Below are 19566 nucleotides of genomic sequence, written 5' to 3' on the forward strand. Positions count from 1 at the left end.
GCGAAAATTCACCGCACATACAACGGGCGCAGACAGGGACAGGAACGGATTTTACAGTTATAGGCGCGGTATTTTGGTTCTAGCAGGCGCGGATGAGCCATAGGCTGAAACAAACAGAACGGACAGGGGGTGATGTACATGCTGGAAAAGCGGCTGGAACAGGCGGCGGGCTGCCTGCCGCCGCAGCTGCGCACCGCGCTGAGAAATCTGTCGGCTGTGGAACAGGCACGGTGTGAAGAGATTCGCCTGCGCGCCGGACAACTGCCTGCCGTGACCATCGGCGGGCAAGAGCTCCTGCTGGGCAGCCAGAGGCTGGCACAGGGAGAGCTGGAGGAAACGCTGCGCCGCGCGACAGCGTATTCCGTCCATACGTTTGCGGACAGCCTGCGGCAGGGGTTTGTCACGGTACAGGGCGGGCACCGCATCGGCGTATGCGGACAGACTGCTGTGCAGGAGGGAAAGCTCCTGTCCTATCGACACATATCCTCACTGAATATCCGTGTGGCGCGGCAGGTGCCAGGGGCGGCGGATGCCGCGCTTCTGGGCCAGATATGGGAGGGGGGACAGGTACACAGTGCACTGTTTCTTGCCCCACCGGGCAGGGGAAAGACGACGTTGCTCCGTGATCTGGCGCGTCAGCTGTCCGACAGCGGCATACGCACGGCACTGGCGGATGAGCGCGCTGAGCTCGCGGCACTGTATGAAGGGGTGCCGCAGTTTGACATCGGGACACATACCGATGTGATCGATGGCTGCCCGAAGGCAGAAGCTGCGATGATTCTTATCAAAACCATGTCTCCGCAGCTGCTGGTGCTGGATGAAATTACATCGGAGCGCGATGTACGGGCAGCGGAATGTGCATCGCATTGCGGTACAGCCGTGCTCGCCTCCGCGCACGCATGGGATATGGACGACTTTCGTCTGCGCCCGCTGTACCGCCGCTTGTTGGACACACAGATTTTTACGCGCATTTTTTGCATTGGGAACGACAGGAAGATCATCCCCATAGTATAAGGAGGAGAACAGGAATGCTGAAAATCATGGGAATTGTACTGATTATCGGTTCGTTTACCGGCATCGGCATCTCACAGCGGCGGCAGTTCCGCTGTCATGTCACGGTGCTGGGCGATATGCTTTCCGTATTGGATACGATATCCAACGAGCTGTCGTTTCACCTGACGAGCATCCCGGATATTGTAAAACAGCTGGCAGCGGACAACAGGCCAGCTGTATCACAGATTTTTACTGCGATGCGCGACAGCATTGCGAAGGATGACAATCTTTCGCTCACATTCAAATGGATGAAAGCGTTTAAGGATTGCGGGCGCGATGCAGGGCTGAGCGAAGATGATATCACAATTCTGTGCGATCTATCTGATTTCATCGGAAAATATGACGCACAGGCACAGCAGAAGAGCATTGATTATGCCAAAGTCCGCCTGTCGCGCCAGCTGGAAATCGCCTCTGACGAGCTGAAGAGCAAAGGCACGGTATATCGCACCTGCTGTGTCGCAGCAGGTATCCTGCTCGTGCTTGTCCTGCTTTGAATGTAGTATGGAAGTTGACCTGATTTTTAAAATTGCGGCGGTCGGCATTCTTGTCGCCGTGCTGAACCAGCTGCTTGTCCGCTCCGGGCGGGAAGAACAGGCTATGATGACGACGCTTGCAGGTCTGATTGTCGTAATGATGTTGATTGTACAGAAAATCAGCGAGCTGTTTGCGCTGATTCAGAATGTATTTGGGTTTTAAGCATGGAACTGATTGTCAAGCTCGCGGCAGCAGCGCTGTGCGGTGCATTGTTTGCCGCATTTCTGCGCCCGCTTTCACCGGTTTTTGGTATGCTGACGGCATTGGCGTGCGGCTGTATTCTGCTTCTGGCTGTGCTCGATCCAGTCGGGCAGATTTTTCAGGCGCTGTCGGCCTTCCTGACTGCTGCGGGAATTTCGGGAGAAATTTATCTTCCGGTCATCAAGGCGGTCGGGATTGCTGTTATCGTGCATATTACGGCACAGGTCTGCCGCGATGCGGGGGAAGGCGCACTGGGGAGCAAGCTGGAGCTCGCCGGGACAATTGCGGCCATCGCCGTATGTATCCCGCTGATGCGACAAGTGTTTGCCCTGCTGGAGTCCATGCTGCTGTAAAAGATACCGGAGGAAAAATGATGAAGCGTGTGGCAGCTGTTGTGCTGTGTATCCTGCTGCTGTGGGTGCCCGCCCGTGCGGCAGATACGCTTTCTGACCAGAAAAGCGCGGGACAGGCGTCCATGCGCAGTGCACTGGATGGAGAAGCACAGTCTCTGTTGTCGGGCCTGGATGGGGAAGGCGATCTTGCACAGAGCGTATATACCTTATTGCAGCGCACCAAACAGGAGCAGCAGAGTGCGGTCAGGCGTGCGGCGGCAACCCTGGTTCGCGTTGCAGTTATCCTGATCTTGTGCGGTTGTGCGGGCAGTTTTGCAAAAACCTCTCAATTGTCGCCGTTGATTCTCAGCCTGGCGGGTGCACTTGGGGTCACGGCGGTTGTATACCGCGATCTGTCCGGACTGATGGGGCTGTGCAGCCAGACAGCAGAGGAAATACAGGTGTTTTCCAAATCCATGCTGCCGGTTATGATGACCGCGGTATCGCTGTCCGGCTCACCGGCTTCGGCAGCGCTCGCATACAGCGGTACGATGTTCGCTCTTGACCTGTGTATTTCTCTGATTACAGGGATTTTCATTCCCGCTGTATCGGCATATGTGGCGATGATTACTGTAAACGCGGCAATCAGCAACAACATGCTGTCGCGGCTGGCGGCATTTCTCAAATGGTTGACCGTGGGCACGCTCAAGCTGCTGCTCACGCTGTTTTTTACCTATATCACAATTTCTGGTACAGCAAGTCATGGAATGGACACAAACACGGTCAAGGCGGCGAAGTTCGCGTTGTCCGGTGCTGTCCCGGTGGTTGGAAATATTCTGTCCGGGGCGACAGACGCGGTGCTCTCCGGTGCCGTCGTACTCAAAAATTCGCTCGGCATTTTTGGCATGCTGTGTGTCGCGGCAATCTGTCTGGTGCCGTTCCTGCGGCTCGGCATCAGCTATCTGGTATTCCGCACGGGAACGGCATTGCTTTCGCCGATCTGCCCGCCGCAGCTGGCGGGACTGCTCGACGGTATCACCGGCAGTATCGGGCTGATTCTGGGTATGCTGGGCAGCTGTTCGGCAATCCTGTTCTTTGAGCTGGTGTATTCGGTGGTGATGGTGACATGATTGTGCTCCTGCGGCAGGTAATCCTGAGCGTGACAGCTGCATCGCTGTTCGGTGCGGTCGCACTGGCGCTTGTGCCGGATGGTGCGCTGAAGGAAGCCATCCGGCTGGGGGTTGGTATCGTGTTGATTCTCTCTCTGGTCATTCCGCTGCGCGGTGCGCTGCCGTCCGGACTGTCTGACCTGCTGCCCAAAGCGGCAGAGGTACAGCAGGACGAGGCGGGTGATGTGTACCGCGCGGCGATACAGGAACAGGTGGAGGCGCAGACGGCGGAATATGTCGTACAGCAGGCGGCAGAAGATGGAATCTCCTGTACGGCACAGGCGACGGCAACTGTTGCGGAGGATGGAACCGTTTCGATCACTGCCGTGTCCATCCAGCCAGAGGACAGCGTCTCCGAAAGCAGGCTGGATGCGCTGCGAAACCGGCTTTCGACAGAACTCGGCGTGCCGAAGGACGCGATTTTGGCAGAGTGAGAGGGCGGTTACATGAAAAGCTGGCAAACAGGACTGATTCGCCTTTGGGAGAAATATAAATATTTTATCGCAGTGATTTTGATCGGTGTGGTGCTTCTGGCCTCGTCCGGTCTGCCTGAAAAAGAGTCGGAGCAAACTGAGACCGGAAGTGAATCTGTACAGGAATTTGACCTCGCTGCATTTCAGCAGGCCATCGCGGAGAGCCTGTCCAAAATTGACGGTGCGGGGCGCGTCGAGGTTTTGCTCTCCCTGGAATCAGGGGAGGAGTCGGTGTATGCTTCGGATGTAAACAAATCCAGCCAGACCTCATCGGACGGCAGCAGTACAAGCGAGAGCTATCAAAGTGCGATGTCCATCCTCTCCGATGGTAGCTATGGCGAATCCCCGGTGCTGATTAAGAGCAATTATCCGACCTTTCGCGGTGCAGTTGTGCTGTGCGATGGCGCGGACAGCAGCGCGGTGCGGCTGGAGATCACACAGGCGGTTTCGGCACTGTGCGGCATATCGAGTGATCGTATTTCCATTTCAAAAATGAGCCAATAGGAGGAACGCATATGGGAACCATTCGGAAACGCGGTGCCGTGTACGGCGTCATCGGTCTGATGTTGTGCGTGGCAGTCTATCTCAACTGGAGTTATTTTCAGTCGCCGGAGGAGCTGACGATTGCCAATCAGGCGATGGAGGAGGACAGCGAGGCAACCGGCTCGGTCTACGGCGAGGTGACTGCTGTGGATAAGGAAACAACGGATGCCGCCGGTTCGGGAGAAACGGACAGCGGGGATCAGGCAGCGAGTGGAACCGCGAATGACTATTTCGCACAAGCACGCCTGTCCAGACAGACTGCGCGCGACGAAGCACTGTCCATGCTGAAGGAAACGGTTGCGAGTGAGACTGCGACAGAGGACGCCAAGAAAGAGGCAAGCGCCAAAATTACCGATATTGCGGGCGATATGGTAAAGGAAGAGCGTTTGGAGAGCCAGATCAAGGCAAAGGGCTATGAAGATGCGGTCGTTTATATCTCAGAGGACACGATTAGTGTAGTTGTCGCACCACCGAAAAAGGGCCTGACCTCTGCCGACGCTGCCACAATTTCTGATTTGATCGTGTCAGAAACCGGTGCTGATCCGTCCATGATCCGCCTCAGTGAAGCGAAATAACGCGCTTTTTTGATTTTGTTATTTCCAAATGCCGCGCGGTATGATATAATCACTTCGTAAGGAGTGTGATACCTATGGCAGACAGCAAGGATTATTGGACTTCCGAAAGCGATCAGGGAAGCGTCCGTATTTCTGAAGACGTTATTGCATCTATCGCCGCAATCGCTGCATCCGAAACGGAGGGCGTTGGAAACCTGTATTCCGGCATCGGCACCAATGTCGCGGAGTTTTTGGGCAAAAAAAGCCTGGCAAGGGGCGTCAGGGTCGAGTTCCACGGCGATCTGGTCGAAGTGGAGGTCAGCCTGCTCGCGCAATATGGCTTCAACATCTGTGAGGTTTGCAAGAATGTGCAGAGCGCAGTCCGTTCGTCCATTCAGTCGATGACTGGTATGCGCACGTCGGCGGTCAATGTCAACGTCGGCGGTGTTTCGTTTGAAACATCTCTGGCCGTTCCGGCAACCGATCCTGTCCAGTGATTGCAAAAACAATGTAAAATAAACCCTGACCGCCGCGTCAAGGGTTTATTTTTTTGCCCTCGCTTTGCGCGCAGGGCTTTTTTTGCTGTGCTTGTAAGTCTGTCGCCGCGAAGAGGGTGAAAAAACCGGCGGTATGTGATACAATAGAGCCAAAACGACAATTTTGGACAAGGAAACCCGTTATGAAACGATTAGTTACAGGAATTTTAGCCCATGTCGACGCAGGAAAAACCACGCTGTCCGAAGGCATGCTTTATGTCAGCGGTAATCTGAAGAAGCTGGGGCGCGTTGACCACAGGGATGCGTTTTTGGATACCTACCGTCTGGAACGCGAACGCGGCATTACGATTTTCTCCAAACAGGCGATTTTATCGCTGGAAGAGACGGAGTTTATGCTGGTGGATACGCCGGGACATGTAGACTTTTCCGCAGAAATGGAACGTACACTGCAAATTCTGGATTATGCCATTCTGGTCATCAGCGGCAGCAACGGCGTGCAGGGCCACACGGAAACACTGTGGAAGCTGCTGGAACAGTACCATATCCCGACGTTTCTTTTTATCAATAAGATGGATTTGGACAGTGCGGAGCATGACACGGTGCTGGAGCAGCTCAGGCATCGTCTGAGCGATGGCTGTGTGGATTTTTCCGCTGAGGAAGATGAACGGAATGATGCCGCTGCCATGTGTTCGGAAGTGCTGATGGAGCAGTATCTGGAGAACGGGACGCTGTCCCACGAGGAATTGCAGCACGCCATTGTCCATCGGGAGCTGTTTCCGTGCTTTTTTGGCTCGGCACTCCGGCTGGACGGCGTAGAAGATTTCCTGCGCGGTATGCAGGCGTACACCGTCACCCCGCAGTATCCTGCGACATTCGGCGCGAAGGTATATAAAATTTCCCGCGACCCGCAGGGCAATCGTCTGACCTGGATGAAGATCACCGGCGGAGAGCTGAAGGTAAAAACACTGCTGACCAATGCGGGATTGTCTGCTTCGGGAGATGAGGTTTGGGAGGAAAAGGCGGATCAGCTGCGGCTGTATTCCGGCGAAAAGTACCAGATGGTTGACGTTGTCCCTGCGGGGAGCATCTGCGCGGTCACCGGGCTGACCAGAACCAGACCGGGCGATGCGCTCGGCTTGGAGCCGGAATCGCAGGCGCCTGTCTTGCAGCCTGTGTTGACCTATCAGCTGCTGCTGCCGGACGGCTGTGACGCCTATACCGCGTTGGGCAAAATCCGACAACTGGAAGAGGAAGACCCGCAGCTGCATATCGTCTGGAATGAACACCTTCAGGAGATTCACTTGCAGCTGATGGGAGAAATTCAGCTGGAAATCCTCAAAAACCTGATTGAGGAACGGTTTGATATGGCGGTTTCATTCGGTCCGGGCAATATTGTTTACCGGGAGACGATTGCTGCACCGGTAGAGGGGATCGGGCATTTTGAACCGCTGCGGCATTATGCGGAAACACATCTGCTGCTCGAACCGCTTGCACGGGGAAGTGGGTTGGAATTTGCGACCGCATGCAGCGAGGACACGCTGGATCGCAACTGGCAGCGTCTGATTCTCACACATCTGGAGGAAAAAGAACATCTGGGTGTGCTGACCGGCTCACCCATTACCGATATGCGCATTACGCTGCTCACAGGGCGCGCGCATGCCAAGCATACGGAGGGCGGTGATTTTCGACAGGCAACCTATCGCGCTGTCCGGCAGGGGCTCATGAAAGCGGAATCGATTCTGCTGGAGCCGTGGTATGCATTTCGTCTGGAGCTGCCGCAGGACTGCGTGGGGCGGGCGATGTCGGACATCCCGGCGCGCGGCGGTACATTTGATCCGCCGGAATCCGATGGGGAATACGCTGTACTGACCGGTACCGCACCAGTCTCTACCATGCAGGATTATCCGCGGGAGGTTGCTGCTTATTCCAGAGGGCGCGGCAGGCTGTCCCTTTCCGTTGACGGTTACCGTCCATGCCACAATACAGAAGAAGTTGTGGCGCGCATGCAATATCAGCCAGAGGCCGACCTGGACAACACACCGGATTCTGTGTTCTGCTCGCACGGCGCGGGATACCCGGTCAAATGGCATGAGGTGGAGCAGCACATGCATCTGCCTGCCGTGCTCAAAGCGCCAAAGGCAGAGGAGGCACCGACACAGACCATTACACAGCGCGTGTCGGCGGCCTATAGTAGCCCGGCGGAGCTCGATCGGGAACTGCAAAAGATTTTTGAGCGTACCTATGGCAAAATCCAGAGACGGGGTGCGTTTCGGCCGCGGCAGGCTATGCAGTATGACCATCCGCGGGAGATATTGCGGCAGCTGGAGCCTGCAACCGATTATCTGCTCGTCGATGGTTATAACATTATTTTTTCGTGGGAGGATCTCAAGGCGCTGGCGAAGGATAACATTGACGCGGCGCGTCAGTCGCTGATGGATACGTTGTGCAACTATCAGGCATACCGCCGCTGCGAGGTGATTCTGGTCTTTGATGCCTACCGTGTACCGGGACAAACCGGTATCGTGGACAGCTATCACAACATCCATGTCGTGTATACGAAGGAAGCGGAAACGGCGGATATGTTTATTGAAAAGGTGTCGTATGAGGTCAGTGGGCGAAAAACTGTCCGCGTTGCCACATCGGACGGCATAGAGCAGATCATTATTCTGGCACATGGTGCACAGCGCATTTCTGCGCGTATGTTCCGGGATGAGGTCGAGCAGGTCAACCGGCAGATCGAAGCGTCAATTCACAGACAGAACCAGAGGTAAGCAGGTACCCGGAATATCAGAGATATGGAATACAGTTCATACCTGCATCGGAAAAAAACTGCACAATTTCCCTAAATATGGTGTGGAGTACCACGGAATACGGATTTTTTCAACAAAATTATACGGGATATCCACTGATCTACTTGACGGAGGTAGTGAAATAACGTACAATAGCAGATAGAAGTATGTGCATGTTTCACATACTTCTATCTACAAGCGGGTGTTGTAAAATGGCGACAGCCGCAAAAGAGAGGAGTAGAAAACGTGGAAGAAAAGAAATTCCAACCCTACATTCCGGCGGATAAGGTTATGCCTGAATTTACAGTGGTATCTGTAGTTCTCGGCGCGCTTTTGGCCATTCTGTTCGGTGGAGCCAACGCGTATCTGGGTCTGCGCGTTGGCATGACTGTTTCCGCATCCATTCCTGCGGCGGTCATCTCGATGGGTATCATTCGCATGGTACTCAAGCGGGATTCCATTCTGGAAAATAATATGGTTCAGACCATCGGCTCGGCCGGTGAGTCCGTGGCAGCCGGTGCAATCTTCACCCTGCCTGCCCTGTTCATGTGGGCAGATGAGGGCCTGTGTGATGTGCCGAGCCTGCTGGAAATCGGCCTGATTGCCCTGTGCGGCGGCGTTCTCGGCGTACTGTTCATGGTACCGCTGCGCAGCGCGCTGATTGTCAAGGAGCATGGCGTACTGGCATATCCGGAAGGACAGGCGTGCGCGGAGGTTCTGATTGCAGGTGAGGAGGGCGGCTCCAAGGCGTCCACTGTATTTGCAGGCCTCGGCATTGCAGCAGTTTATAAGTTTGTGGCTGACGGCCTGAAGCTGTTCCCGAGTGAGGTTGCCTATGAGATTCCGGCCTACAAGGGTGCCGGAATTGGCATGGATGTTCTGCCTGCACTGGCAGGTGTCGGCTATATCTGCGGCGTCAAGGTATCGTCGTATCTGTTCGCCGGCGGCGTGACCGCGTGGTTTGTTATTATGCCGCTCATCGCGCTGTTTGGCGGCGATGCGGTGCTGTTCCCGGCAGATGTGTCGGTCAATGAACTGCTTGCAACCGGCGGTGTCGATGCGATGTGGAGTAAGTTTGTCCGCTATATCGGTGCGGGCGCAGTGCTTGCGGGCGGTATTATGAGCCTGATCAGCTCGCTGCCGCTGATTGTCCGCACGTTTAAGGATGCCATCGGCGACTATGGCAAGAAGGGCGCAGGCAACAGCACGCTGCGCACCGATCAGGATCTTTCCATGAAAGTTCTGCTTGTCGGTGTCCTCGGCATTGCTGTTGGTCTGTGGCTGGTTCCGACCATTCCGCTCAACCTGTTCAGCGCACTGATTGTTATTATATTCGGTTTCTTCTTTGCAACCGTTTCGTCCCGTATGGTCGGCCTTATCGGTTCGTCCAACAACCCGGTATCCGGTATGGCGATTGCAACGCTGCTGATCTCCACGCTGCTGCTCAAGGCCACAGGCAACGGCGGCACGGACGGCATGATTGCAGCGATCACCATTGGCGGCATCATCTGCGTCATTGCAGCAATTGCGGGTGACACCTCGCAGGATCTGAAGACCGGCTTCCTGGTTGGTTCAACCCCGAAGAAACAGCAGATGGGTGAGTTGATTGGCTGCGTGGTATCGGCGATTGCAATTGGCGGCATTATGTATCTGCTGTCCGCAGCATGGAGCTATGGCTCCAACGAACTGCCGGCACCGCAGGCGATGCTGATGAAGATGGTTGTCGAAGGCGTTATGGGCGGCAACCTGCCGTGGACGCTGGTACTGACCGGTGTTTTCATTGCAATTGTTGTCCGTGTTCTCGGCATTCCGGTACTGCCGTTTGCAATTGGTCTGTATCTGCCGATTTATCTGTCCACTCCGATTATGGCGGGCGGCCTGCTGCGCTGGTATCTGGAGAAGCGCAAGTATGCGTCTGAAAAGGCAAAGAATGATTGCGTACAGTCCGGCGTTCTGTATACCTCCGGTCTGATTGCAGGCGAAGGCCTGGTCGGCATCCTGCTGGCAGTTCTTGCTATCTGGAAGGTTGGCGACAAGTCTGTCGGTAAAATCATCGACCTGTCTGCACGCGGCATTTCTATCGGCCGGATCGGCGGTCTGGTTGTATTCGCTGTCCTGCTGTTCACCATTTATCTGTTTGCCAAAAAGGGCGAAAAATCCTCGAAGAGCGAATAAGATATCCTGACAAAATGAGAGCCGGGCTGCCATGTGACGATGCAGCCCGGCTTCAATCAATAGGAGAAAAAAACATTGGCGAAAAAACAGAAAGAGAATTACCTGGATTATATTCCGGTGCACAATTCACAGAATTCATGGGAGGAAAAAGACGGAAAGGTTACCATTCACATGGTACACCGCGGTTTTTACAGCAAAATCGCACAGACGTTCTTTCATACGCCCCGCGTGAGCCATATTGATCTGGATGCATATGGCAGCTTCCTGTGGAAGCAGATTGACGGGGAGAAAACGGTCGGTCAGCTGGCTGATGCGCTGAAGGCACAGTTCGGAAAAGATGCAGAGCCGCTGTATGACCGGCTGGTAAAATATATGCAGATTTTGCGGAACAATCGGTTTATTTTGTTTCGTGGGAAGGATCGGATGCCGAAATGAGCAAGGGAAGAATTTTGCTGGGAATCCTGCTGTTCGCGGTTGTGACCGCTGTGCTGTATGCCTGGGGACTGAAAAAGTCCATGAGCCAGCAGGAAGACCTGACCCGCATGCTGCTGTCGAAGTGCGGGCGGCGCGTCCTCAACTATCTGAAAAAACATGAAATCATTACGCTGGCGGAAATTGCCCGACAGATTGACGGTGTCAAGGTCGGGCAGTTCTGGTCCCGCAAGCGTTTGACTGTGATGGAGCCTGAAAAATTTGCAGGTCAGGTGGCGGAATTTCTGCTGGACCAGCAGTATATTCAGCCGGAGAAGGGTAAAGGCTACCGTCTGAAAAAATAAATCTGCCGCAAGGCATATTTTCTATAAAAAGGAGCATTTGATATGGCAGTTCTTGAAAATCTGGAGCCGAAACGTGTGTTTGGCTTTTTCGAGCAGATGTGTGCAATTCCGCATGGTTCCGGCAACACAAAGGCAATCAGTGACTGGCTGAAGGCGTTTGCCGATGCGCGTGGTCTGGAAGTGCACCAGGACAGCATGGGCAACGTCATCATTATCAAAGAGGCATCTGCCGGCTATGAAAAGGCAGATCCCGTGATTTTTCAGGGCCATATGGACATGGTGTGCGAAAAGGCACCCGGCTGTACGAAGGATATGCAGACGGAAGGGCTTGACCTCGTGACGGACGGCGATACGGTCTATGCAGAGGGCACGACGCTCGGCGGCGACGATGGCATTGCTGTAGCAATGGCGCTGGCGATTCTGGATGATCCGGAGATACAGCATCCGCGCTTTGAGGCGGTATTTACAGTAGATGAGGAAATTGGCATGCTCGGTGCAGTTGATATCGATGTCAGCGCGCTGAAGGGACGCCGCATGATGAATCTCGATTCCGAGAATGAAGGTGTTTTTACCGTCAGCTGTGCCGGCGGCAATATTTCCCGCTGCATATTGCCGGTGACGCGCACGCCGTTTGACGGCACGGTGCTCCGCCTGACTGTCGGCGGTTTACAGGGTGGACATTCCGGCGTTGAAATCGACAAGGGGCGCGGCAATTCCAACATGTTGATGGGCCGCGTGCTGTATGCAGTCAGCAAGGCGACAGATATGCGCCTGATTTGCGTGAACGGCGGTCTGAAAGACAATGCCATTTCACAGGAGACTGTCGCAGTGATCGTTGCTGCGGATGCAGACTCGGTCAAAACGGCCTGCGCACAGATGGAAGCTGCACTGAAAAATGAGTATCGTTCCACCGACGCCGGTGTTTTCACGGCTGTCGAGCAGACAGAGGCAAATGCACTTCCCATGGATGCGGCGGGCACACAGAATGCGCTGTGCCTGCTGACCTGCGCGCCCAATGGCATTCAGGCGATGAGCCATGAAATCGACGGACTGGTGCAGACATCGCTCAATCTGGGTGTACTCAAAACGGAGGAACAGCAAATCAGCGCGTCGTTCTGTGTGCGCAGCAGTGTGGAAACACAGAAGCAGATGCTGGTAGACCGCCTGTCCTGCCTGATGTCCGTTTTGGGCGGAAGTGTCGAGGTGTCCGGAGACTATCCGGGCTGGGAATTCCAGAAGGATTCCGCGCTGCGCGATCTGATGGCAGAGGTGTACACGGAGCAGTACGACGAAGCTCCTAAGATTGAAGCGATTCATGCCGGTGTGGAATGCGGCATGTTCGCAGGCAAGCTGCCAGGGCTGGACTGCGTTTCGTTTGGCCCTGATCTGACGGAAATCCATACGTTCCGTGAACGTATGCATATCGCCTCTGTCCAGCGCACCTGGAAACTGGTTGTGGAGATTCTCAGACGGATGAAATAACGCACGCAATATTATTGTATGCAAATTGTGAAGCAGTGATCTGCCGCGAAGACGGGTCACTGCTTTTTTCTATTCCACAAGAGATACAAATTGCAGCGCGCTATTCCATGTTTTTGTAAAAAAAGGAAGAAAAGATATGAAATGGCAGGTGAATACATTGAAAATAAATAGTGGACATTTCCTGCAATATATGGTAATATGGGGCTACGAATAGTTAAAAATCACCGGTGGAGCAGGATTGGGGCTGCGGATTTATTTTTTGTTGGATTTTTGGGATAATTGGGAGAAAAATGTGGAAAGATTTGGGCAGCCCTGGCCATTCACCATATGCTTTATCATATGTTTTATCATATGTTATTATATATAAATCTTACTATACTTTAATGAAAGGACAGGGAAGATGAAAAATCAGTTAAGGAAGTTTGTCATCGGACTTCTGGCAATGGCAATGGTGGTAAGTACCATTACTCCCGCTGCATTTGCCGCTCCTTCCACAACAACTGACACAGAGGACAACTCAGAAGAGACTTCGATCAGCTCGACTGAGGAAATCAATCGTACCTCTGCGAAAATTGTTGCATCGTTGGATGACAGCGAGGAAGCAACCGAGGACAGCGAAGCAAAGTCGGTAGTTAAAGATGCAGTCTTTAACAATTACAATGACTCCACAGATGTCTCTGACCACAGTATTTCTTCGGAGGAAATGGACTCCGCAACCGAGGAGGTACTGGAAGAGAATAACATGACCGGATTGGTTGACGTTACCTATGAAACCGATTCGGATGACAATGTTACCACGGTCAACGTCGAGATGGATAACCGCATTTCTCTTGCGGCAGATGAGCTGGAGGAAAAATCCAACGTATATAATCTGACGGACGAGCAGGCACAGAATCTGCTGGGGCTGTATGCGCAGTATATTCAGAGCCTTGAGGAACATGCGGATATTTACGGTGTTCAGGTAGCGTACAACACCACGAAGGATACCAATGCAAATCCGATTGGCTCTCTTCTCGATATTGCAAGCATTCCGGAAACCGGTGCCGATTACGATACCATGGCAGGTCTGGTACAGATCTACTACCTGGCTACCGAATTCAGCGCCCAGGCATATGGCGATCAGATTAAGAAAGTCAGAAATCAGGCGCTGGCATCGCTGGATGACAGCATGACGGATATTCAGAAGTATCTGGCACTGAATGACTGGCTGGCAAATTACTGCAATTTCGCTATGGCGTCCATTATGGAGGATTCGGCGAAGATGGAAGCACCGGAGCCGACCGAGAGCGACCTTTATAAGACGGCGTATCAGTGCATGTACAACATGATTCAGACGCAGGTACATGACGGATACTATGATGCCCTGGTGGATCAGTACGGCGAGGAGCAGGCAGAGGCAATTGCAACCGCAGAGGCTCAGAGCTATATGGAGGATCAGACGGATGACCCGAATGGCAATGGTTCTCAGCAGGCAGCTTCTACTGCCGATACCATCGTTGGCCTGTGGGAAAGCACACAGGTTGGCGCGCTGGTTGGCAGAAGTGCAGTATGCTTTGGCTATGCCAATGCATATGCGTATCTCGTTCAGTGTGCATTCCCGGAAGTCTATGTGAAGGACGGCGGAAGCATCGACACGGCTTCCGACTGGAAATCCTACAAGGAACTCAACTATAAGCTGAATGCCGATGGTACGCCGGAAACCGATGAAAACGGCGACTGTGTCTGGAGCGCGGACAGTGCTGCGATTATCGACGAGGTTAAGATCATTTACCAGACTGAGTCCTCCATGTTTGGTGAGACGGGTGATTTCGATTCTCCTCACTACTGGAACGCAGTCAAGGCAGATGGTAAATGGTATTATGTTGACCCCTGCTATACCGATATCTATATCGAATGCATGAACCGAGACCGCGTTGAGACAGACGGCAACATGAACCATTTGTATTTCATGTTCAGCGATACGTCTGCACGCAAACTGTACGACGGATATTTTTCCGACATTGTTACCCTGTATCAGGATATTGCAACCGATACGACCTATGAGGATGCATGGGTAGCTTTCATCAAGAGCCAGACCTATCAGGTTGGTGATCGCGCGTACTATCTGTATGATTCCACCAATATGCTGGAGATCATGGATCAGTATGGCGATTATATGAAGAATACCGGCTCGAACAGCACCACCAGAAGCAGCACGAAGGCTGCGGACGATCCGTATGGAGACATTTTTGGTGATACTGAGCTGAAGGTTGTTTATCACGACACGACACTGGCAGATTCGGATGATTCGTATGTAACACTGGTTGATTTCAACAACGGCCAGATCTATGATCCGTCCTCCAATGCAATGGTTGACAACGATTTGATTCAGTCGCTGTATGCGGAGTATACAGAGGCAGCGGAGCAGTATCCGTCTATTGCGATTTCTACCGCATACTATGATGGCAAGGTATACTTCAGCCTGTCCAACTGCATCCTGTCGTATGATCTGGAGAGCGGCAAAGTAGACAAGCTGATCGAGTACAATAAGGTCAGCGGCAAGCGCGACATGTCTGTAGCACTGGGCGGCATGGCATTCACCATGACGGATGATGAGACCGGCGCAAATACCATTACTGTGGAAAATCCGCCGATTGCTGATATGACCATCAAGGATGACGGCAAGATGTATGTTTCTGTCGCCACCCGTTATGGCTACGCCTCCGGCAAGGCTCCGTATACGGATGCGGACGGCACCAGCCACGGCATTATTGAAGATGACCGCAGCTTTGGCTATCAGTTCGCAGAAACCAACTACAATCCGGATTACAATACCTATTACTCCAGCGATGATGAGACCAACGACAATGATGAGTTCATGTGGAGTGCAAACATTGTCGGTACCATTGAAATGACGCATCTGACTGGCACTGACCATTCCTACAGCGAAGTTACCGTGCCGGAAAGCTGCACAGAAGGCGAGCATACAGTAAGCTGTTGTTCCGAGTGCGGCCTGATTCAGGAATCGTCCGAAGAGAGCCCGGCAGAGGGCGGCGATACCGAGCCTTCCACAGAGGCACAGGCTGACGAGTCTACGGGACATGGCCACACATATGTTAAGTATGATGAAACTTACTATACCAAGGATAGCGATGGCAACCGGAATACCGGCACCTCCTATGTATGCATCGACTGCGGCAAGAGCTTTGACGCAGATGAACTGGATAACAACAAGACCGATGCAGATACGGTATATAATGACATTGCGGCCGGGTTGGAACTGAGCGGCAAGAAGTCTGAAACCTGGATTCATTCTGCGGATTATACGGAAGCTGCTCTGTACAGAGTTCCGGTTGAACTGAAGGATCATATGTTCGACTGCGTATGGGACAATACGACCATCAGCACCCGCACGGTAGCAGATGTGGCTCAGGCAGGCAATTGTGTTGACGGACTGACCTACACCTATACCGCAAATGTTGACGGCCAGAATTATACGCATGAAGAATCGGTTACGCCGGGGACGCATACGTATTCTGTGGAGTGGACCTGGGCAGATGATTGCTCTACCGCAACCGCGAAGCTGACCTGTGACCGCTGCGGCGCAACAGCAGAGGAAACTGCAACTGAGGATGCTCAGACTATCACAAAGAGCGGCTATACTGCTGCGACCTGTGAGGAAGACGGTTCTATTTCCTATAAGGCAAAAGTTACACATGACGATGTAAACTATGTAAGCACCAAGACACTGACCATCCCGGCTACAGGCCATAGCTATGGCGATCCGGTATGGGAGTGGGTTAAGGCAGATGACGGAAGCTACACGGCAACTGCAACCTTTACCTGCGAAAATGGCGACACACATGTTGAGAAGCGGGATGCAACACTGACGGTTGAAACGGACGAATCCACCGGTGAGCAGAAGTATGTTGCAACCGTAGAATTCAACGACACAACCTATACAGACGAACATGAGAAGGAAGTTATGATTACCTCTCAGCCGGGGGATTATACCGGCGAGATCGGTACAAAGGCGACCTTCACGGTTGTTGCGGAAGGCAATGGCCTGACCTACCAGTGGCAGTATCAGAACGGTGGCAAAACGACATGGCAGAATTCTTCCCAGAGTGGCTGCACGACCGATACACTGACTGTCCCGATTACGGAAGCACGTGATGGTCAGAAGTATCGCTGCATTGTCACCGATGCAGGCGGAAACAGCATTACTTCCAGCGCGGCAACAATGCATGCAACGGCAGCAACGCCGAAGATCACGATCACCTCTCAGCCGACGAATGTCAGCGGCGCGGTTGGCACAAAGGCTGTCTTCACTGTTGAGGCGGAAGGCAACAGCGAGCTGACCTACCAGTGGCAGTATCAGAACGCTGGCAGCACCTACTGGCAGAAATCCTCTCAGAACGGCAGTACGACCAAGACGCTGACGGTTTCGATTACTGCGGCACGCGATGGTCAGAAGTATCGTTGCGTCATCTCGGATGTGGACGGCAATACTGTCACCTCCGATTCGGCAGCAATTGAGGTAGTTGAACCGACCACTACAATTACGATCACCTCTAATCCGGTCGATTACACCGGCGCGCTTGGTGAAAAGGCAACCTTCACGGTTGAAGCTACGGGTGAAGAGCTGACCTATCAGTGGCAGTATCAGAACGCCGGCAAAACAGTATGGCAGAATTCTTCTCAGAGCGGCAACCAGACCGCAACACTGACGGTTCCGATTACGGCGGCGCGCGACGGTCAGAAGTATCGCTGCGTCATCTCGGATGCAGCTGGCACAACTGCGACCTCCGGTGAGGCAACGCTGTTTGTCAAGACGGTAGATACGCAACTTGAGATCACTGGTCAGCCGGAGGATGTTTCCGGTGCAGTCGGCGAGCAGGCAGCATTTACTGTTGAGGCAGCAGGCGAGGGTTTGACCTATCAGTGGCAGTACCAGAACCCTGGCAAGAGCTACTGGCAGAATTCTTCTCAGAGCGGCAACCAGACCGCAACATTGACCGTTCCGATTACGGCGGCACGTGATGGCCAGAAGTATCGCTGCATTATCACCGATGCAGCAGGGAATTCGGCAACTTCTGATGCGGCGACGCTGACTGTTGTAACGAAGATTACGATCACAAGCCAGCCGGTAGACTTCACCGGTGCGGTTGGTGACATGGCGACCTTCACCGTCGAGGCAACTGGAAACAGTGACCTGACTTACCAGTGGCAGTATCAGAATGTTGGCACCAGCTATTGGCAGAATTCTTCCCAGAGCGGCAACCAGACCGCAACGCTGACTGTTCCGATTACGGCGGCACGTGATGGTCAGAAGTATCGTTGCGTTATCACGGATGCGGACGGCAACACAGTTGCTTCCAATGAGGCATCGATTTTTGTTGAATAAGTCGGGCTCTGACCGGAAGGCGACCTGTGAAACAGTTGAATTTATAGAAAAGTAAACAGCGGGGCGGGCATATTGTCCGCAAATAAACATCCTGCATGCTATATTCGTATAGTGTGCAGGATGTTCTTTAATTTATCAAAATATATTGCAATGCTGTCGATAGAATGGTATAATAAAGACGATTTAAATTGTATGAATCACAGAAAGACATAGCTGTTTTTCTGTGGGAGAAGAGGTTGGATTTATGCTATATTGCTATAAATCTAGGAGGATTGCATTATGAAACGTAAAATTCAGGTGATGATCTTGGCTGCATGCATGGTGCTGGCCGCTGGCTGCGGCTCGAAAGATTTATCAGACTCCGTAAACGATGCCGCCACTGCCGATAATGGCTCTGCTGTGATTGCCAGTGAGCCCGCTGCGGGAACGCCGTCGTTAAATGTCGAAAATGACACCTTTACCTTTGAACAACTGGCACGCCAGGCTGGGGCAAAGGAAACAGATGTATTGGCGATGCTCGGTGCCAATGAAAAAAGCGATTCGTATTCCACGACCCTGTTCGGTGAGAGCGTAACGGTTGTTCTGACCAGTGAAGGTGATACTGTAAGCGCGATCAAATTGACTTTCGTAGGGACAAATGCTGACTCACTCATCAATGCCATTGCTGAAGAACTGGGTCAGGATGGCGAAAACACAGATGACATCACAACATGGACGTATCAGAACAACACCGTTACGTTGACCAAGGATAATCAGAACTGTGTTGTCAATATTACAAAGGCATAAGCGAGATCCCTGTAATAGGATAACATAAGAAGCGAGTATCCCTTATCAGCGAGAACAGAAAATAAAAAGCCGATCGAAGCAGTATGATTGCATAACTGCTCCGACCGGCTTTTTTGTGTTGATAGCAAAAGAACGCCTGATAACGGGATGTCCGGTCAGTGTTGACTTTGATTTATGCCAGCGCTCTTTGTTAACAGTTTTGAAATTTATTACAGTGGACAACTCGTTCAGTACGATTATTATTACAGTATATTTTGTTTGAAAGGAATGGTCATATGATTTCTACCATTTTCTATGATTATCTGCATGATAATATAGTTCGATTCGACCTTTGTGGTCTTTCATCAGATCCAAAGCCTTTTCCGAATTTCGGGAAGAGAATGATTGCAAACGGAAGTTCGTTTATCGAAATGGATACCGGTTCGCTATATTTTTTTGATGAGGATGGACAAAACTGGTTAGAGTTTGGAGTGAATACATGATGGTTGATATCATTGCGCGTGGGATGGCGGCAAAGGCGCTTCAAATCGGTGCCCCAACGGACGAACAAATTACGGACTCGCTTTCCGTGTTGGCGGAAAATGGAAAGATTACCACAGGTGCGACTGCCGCACAGGCAGAGCAGATCGAGAAGAACACACAGGACATCCGTTTATTTACAGAAGAACTTGAAAACAATATCAATTCACTCTCTCTGTGGGAAAGCGGACAGATCAATTCGGATGGAACGAACAATACAAACAACACCCGAATCCGCACGATCAGCTACATACCCGATAATGTCATTCGCGTCAAAGCGGACGATCAGGCAAATGT

At 52.6% G+C, this 19566-nt stretch carries 18 protein-coding genes; all 18 read left to right on the forward strand.

The genetic code is table 11. From position 1 onward, the window contains the following. Window positions 1–138: 138 nt before the first annotated feature. Entirely contained in the window at window positions 139–1014 is an 876-nt protein-coding gene (locus CBW42_RS14605; RefSeq protein ID WP_165761031.1) for a stage III sporulation protein AB, read from the forward strand. 14 nt (window positions 1015–1028) lie between these two features. Next, window positions 1029–1547 carry a stage III sporulation protein AB gene (locus CBW42_RS03385; RefSeq protein ID WP_165761033.1) on the forward strand — a complete coding sequence of 173 codons (519 nt, stop codon included), beginning with the start codon at window positions 1029–1031 and terminating at the stop codon, window positions 1545–1547. A gap of 7 nt (window positions 1548–1554) precedes the next feature. After that, window positions 1555–1749 (forward strand): stage III sporulation protein AC, encoded by a 195-nt coding sequence (gene spoIIIAC / locus CBW42_RS03390; RefSeq protein ID WP_087017744.1) that lies wholly within the window; start codon window positions 1555–1557, stop codon window positions 1747–1749. Window positions 1750–1751: 2 nt separating this feature from the next. Next, on the forward strand, window positions 1752–2141 hold the full coding sequence (locus CBW42_RS03395; protein ID WP_087017810.1) for a SpoIIIAC/SpoIIIAD family protein: 390 nt from the start codon (window positions 1752–1754) through the stop codon (window positions 2139–2141). Window positions 2142–2158: 17 nt separating this feature from the next. Then, window positions 2159–3250, forward strand: coding sequence for a stage III sporulation protein AE (locus CBW42_RS03400; protein WP_165761034.1), 1092 nt, complete (start codon window positions 2159–2161; stop codon window positions 3248–3250). Next, a complete protein-coding gene (locus CBW42_RS03405; RefSeq protein WP_087017748.1) occupies window positions 3247–3723 on the forward strand; it encodes a hypothetical protein in 477 nt (158 codons plus the stop codon). Before CBW42_RS03400 ends, CBW42_RS03405 begins: the two co-directional genes overlap by 4 nt. A gap of 12 nt (window positions 3724–3735) precedes the next feature. After that, window positions 3736–4266: a hypothetical protein gene (locus tag CBW42_RS03410; RefSeq protein ID WP_087017750.1), complete on the forward strand. Its 531-nt coding sequence runs from the start codon at window positions 3736–3738 to the stop codon at window positions 4264–4266. 11 nt (window positions 4267–4277) lie between these two features. Then, window positions 4278–4880, forward strand: a complete 603-nt coding sequence (locus tag CBW42_RS03415) for a SpoIIIAH-like family protein (protein WP_087017752.1) — start codon at window positions 4278–4280, stop codon at window positions 4878–4880. A 74-nt stretch (window positions 4881–4954) separates the two neighbouring features. Continuing rightward, a complete protein-coding gene (locus CBW42_RS03420) occupies window positions 4955–5356 on the forward strand; it encodes an Asp23/Gls24 family envelope stress response protein (RefSeq protein WP_087017754.1) in 402 nt (133 codons plus the stop codon). A 182-nt stretch (window positions 5357–5538) separates the two neighbouring features. Continuing rightward, window positions 5539–8127 (forward strand): translation factor GTPase family protein, encoded by a 2589-nt coding sequence (locus CBW42_RS03425; protein WP_087017756.1) that lies wholly within the window; start codon window positions 5539–5541, stop codon window positions 8125–8127. Between the two features lie 264 nt (window positions 8128–8391). Further along, a complete protein-coding gene (locus CBW42_RS03430) occupies window positions 8392–10320 on the forward strand; it encodes an OPT family oligopeptide transporter (RefSeq protein ID WP_087017758.1) in 1929 nt (642 codons plus the stop codon). 75 nt (window positions 10321–10395) lie between these two features. Beyond that, window positions 10396–10755 (forward strand): PqqD family protein, encoded by a 360-nt coding sequence (locus CBW42_RS03435; RefSeq protein ID WP_087017760.1) that lies wholly within the window; start codon window positions 10396–10398, stop codon window positions 10753–10755. Further along, the gene (locus tag CBW42_RS03440) at window positions 10752–11096 is read left to right on the forward strand and encodes a hypothetical protein (RefSeq protein ID WP_087017762.1); all 345 of its coding nucleotides are present in this window, start codon (window positions 10752–10754) and stop codon (window positions 11094–11096) included. The genes CBW42_RS03435 and CBW42_RS03440 overlap by 4 nt, the downstream gene beginning before the upstream one ends. 42 nt (window positions 11097–11138) lie before the next feature. After that, window positions 11139–12578, forward strand: a complete 1440-nt coding sequence (locus CBW42_RS03445) for an aminoacyl-histidine dipeptidase (protein WP_087017764.1) — start codon at window positions 11139–11141, stop codon at window positions 12576–12578. Between the two features lie 400 nt (window positions 12579–12978). After that, window positions 12979–17964: an immunoglobulin domain-containing protein gene (locus CBW42_RS03450; protein WP_108721038.1), complete on the forward strand. Its 4986-nt coding sequence runs from the start codon at window positions 12979–12981 to the stop codon at window positions 17962–17964. Window positions 17965–18243: 279 nt separating this feature from the next. Next, window positions 18244–18750 carry a hypothetical protein gene (locus tag CBW42_RS03455; RefSeq protein ID WP_087017768.1) on the forward strand — a complete coding sequence of 169 codons (507 nt, stop codon included), beginning with the start codon at window positions 18244–18246 and terminating at the stop codon, window positions 18748–18750. 275 nt (window positions 18751–19025) lie between these two features. Beyond that, complete coding sequence (locus tag CBW42_RS03460; protein ID WP_087017770.1) at window positions 19026–19232, forward strand: hypothetical protein; 207 nt, start codon at window positions 19026–19028, stop codon at window positions 19230–19232. Beyond that, the coding region (locus CBW42_RS03465; RefSeq protein ID WP_133058247.1) for a hypothetical protein at window positions 19229–19566 on the forward strand (338 nt) is incomplete at its 3' end. The genes CBW42_RS03460 and CBW42_RS03465, both read left to right, overlap by 4 nt.

Origin of the sequence: Butyricicoccus porcorum (assembly GCF_002157465.1) — a bacterium.
Taxonomy (GTDB): Bacteria; Bacillota; Clostridia; order Oscillospirales; family Butyricicoccaceae; genus Butyricicoccus_A; species Butyricicoccus_A porcorum.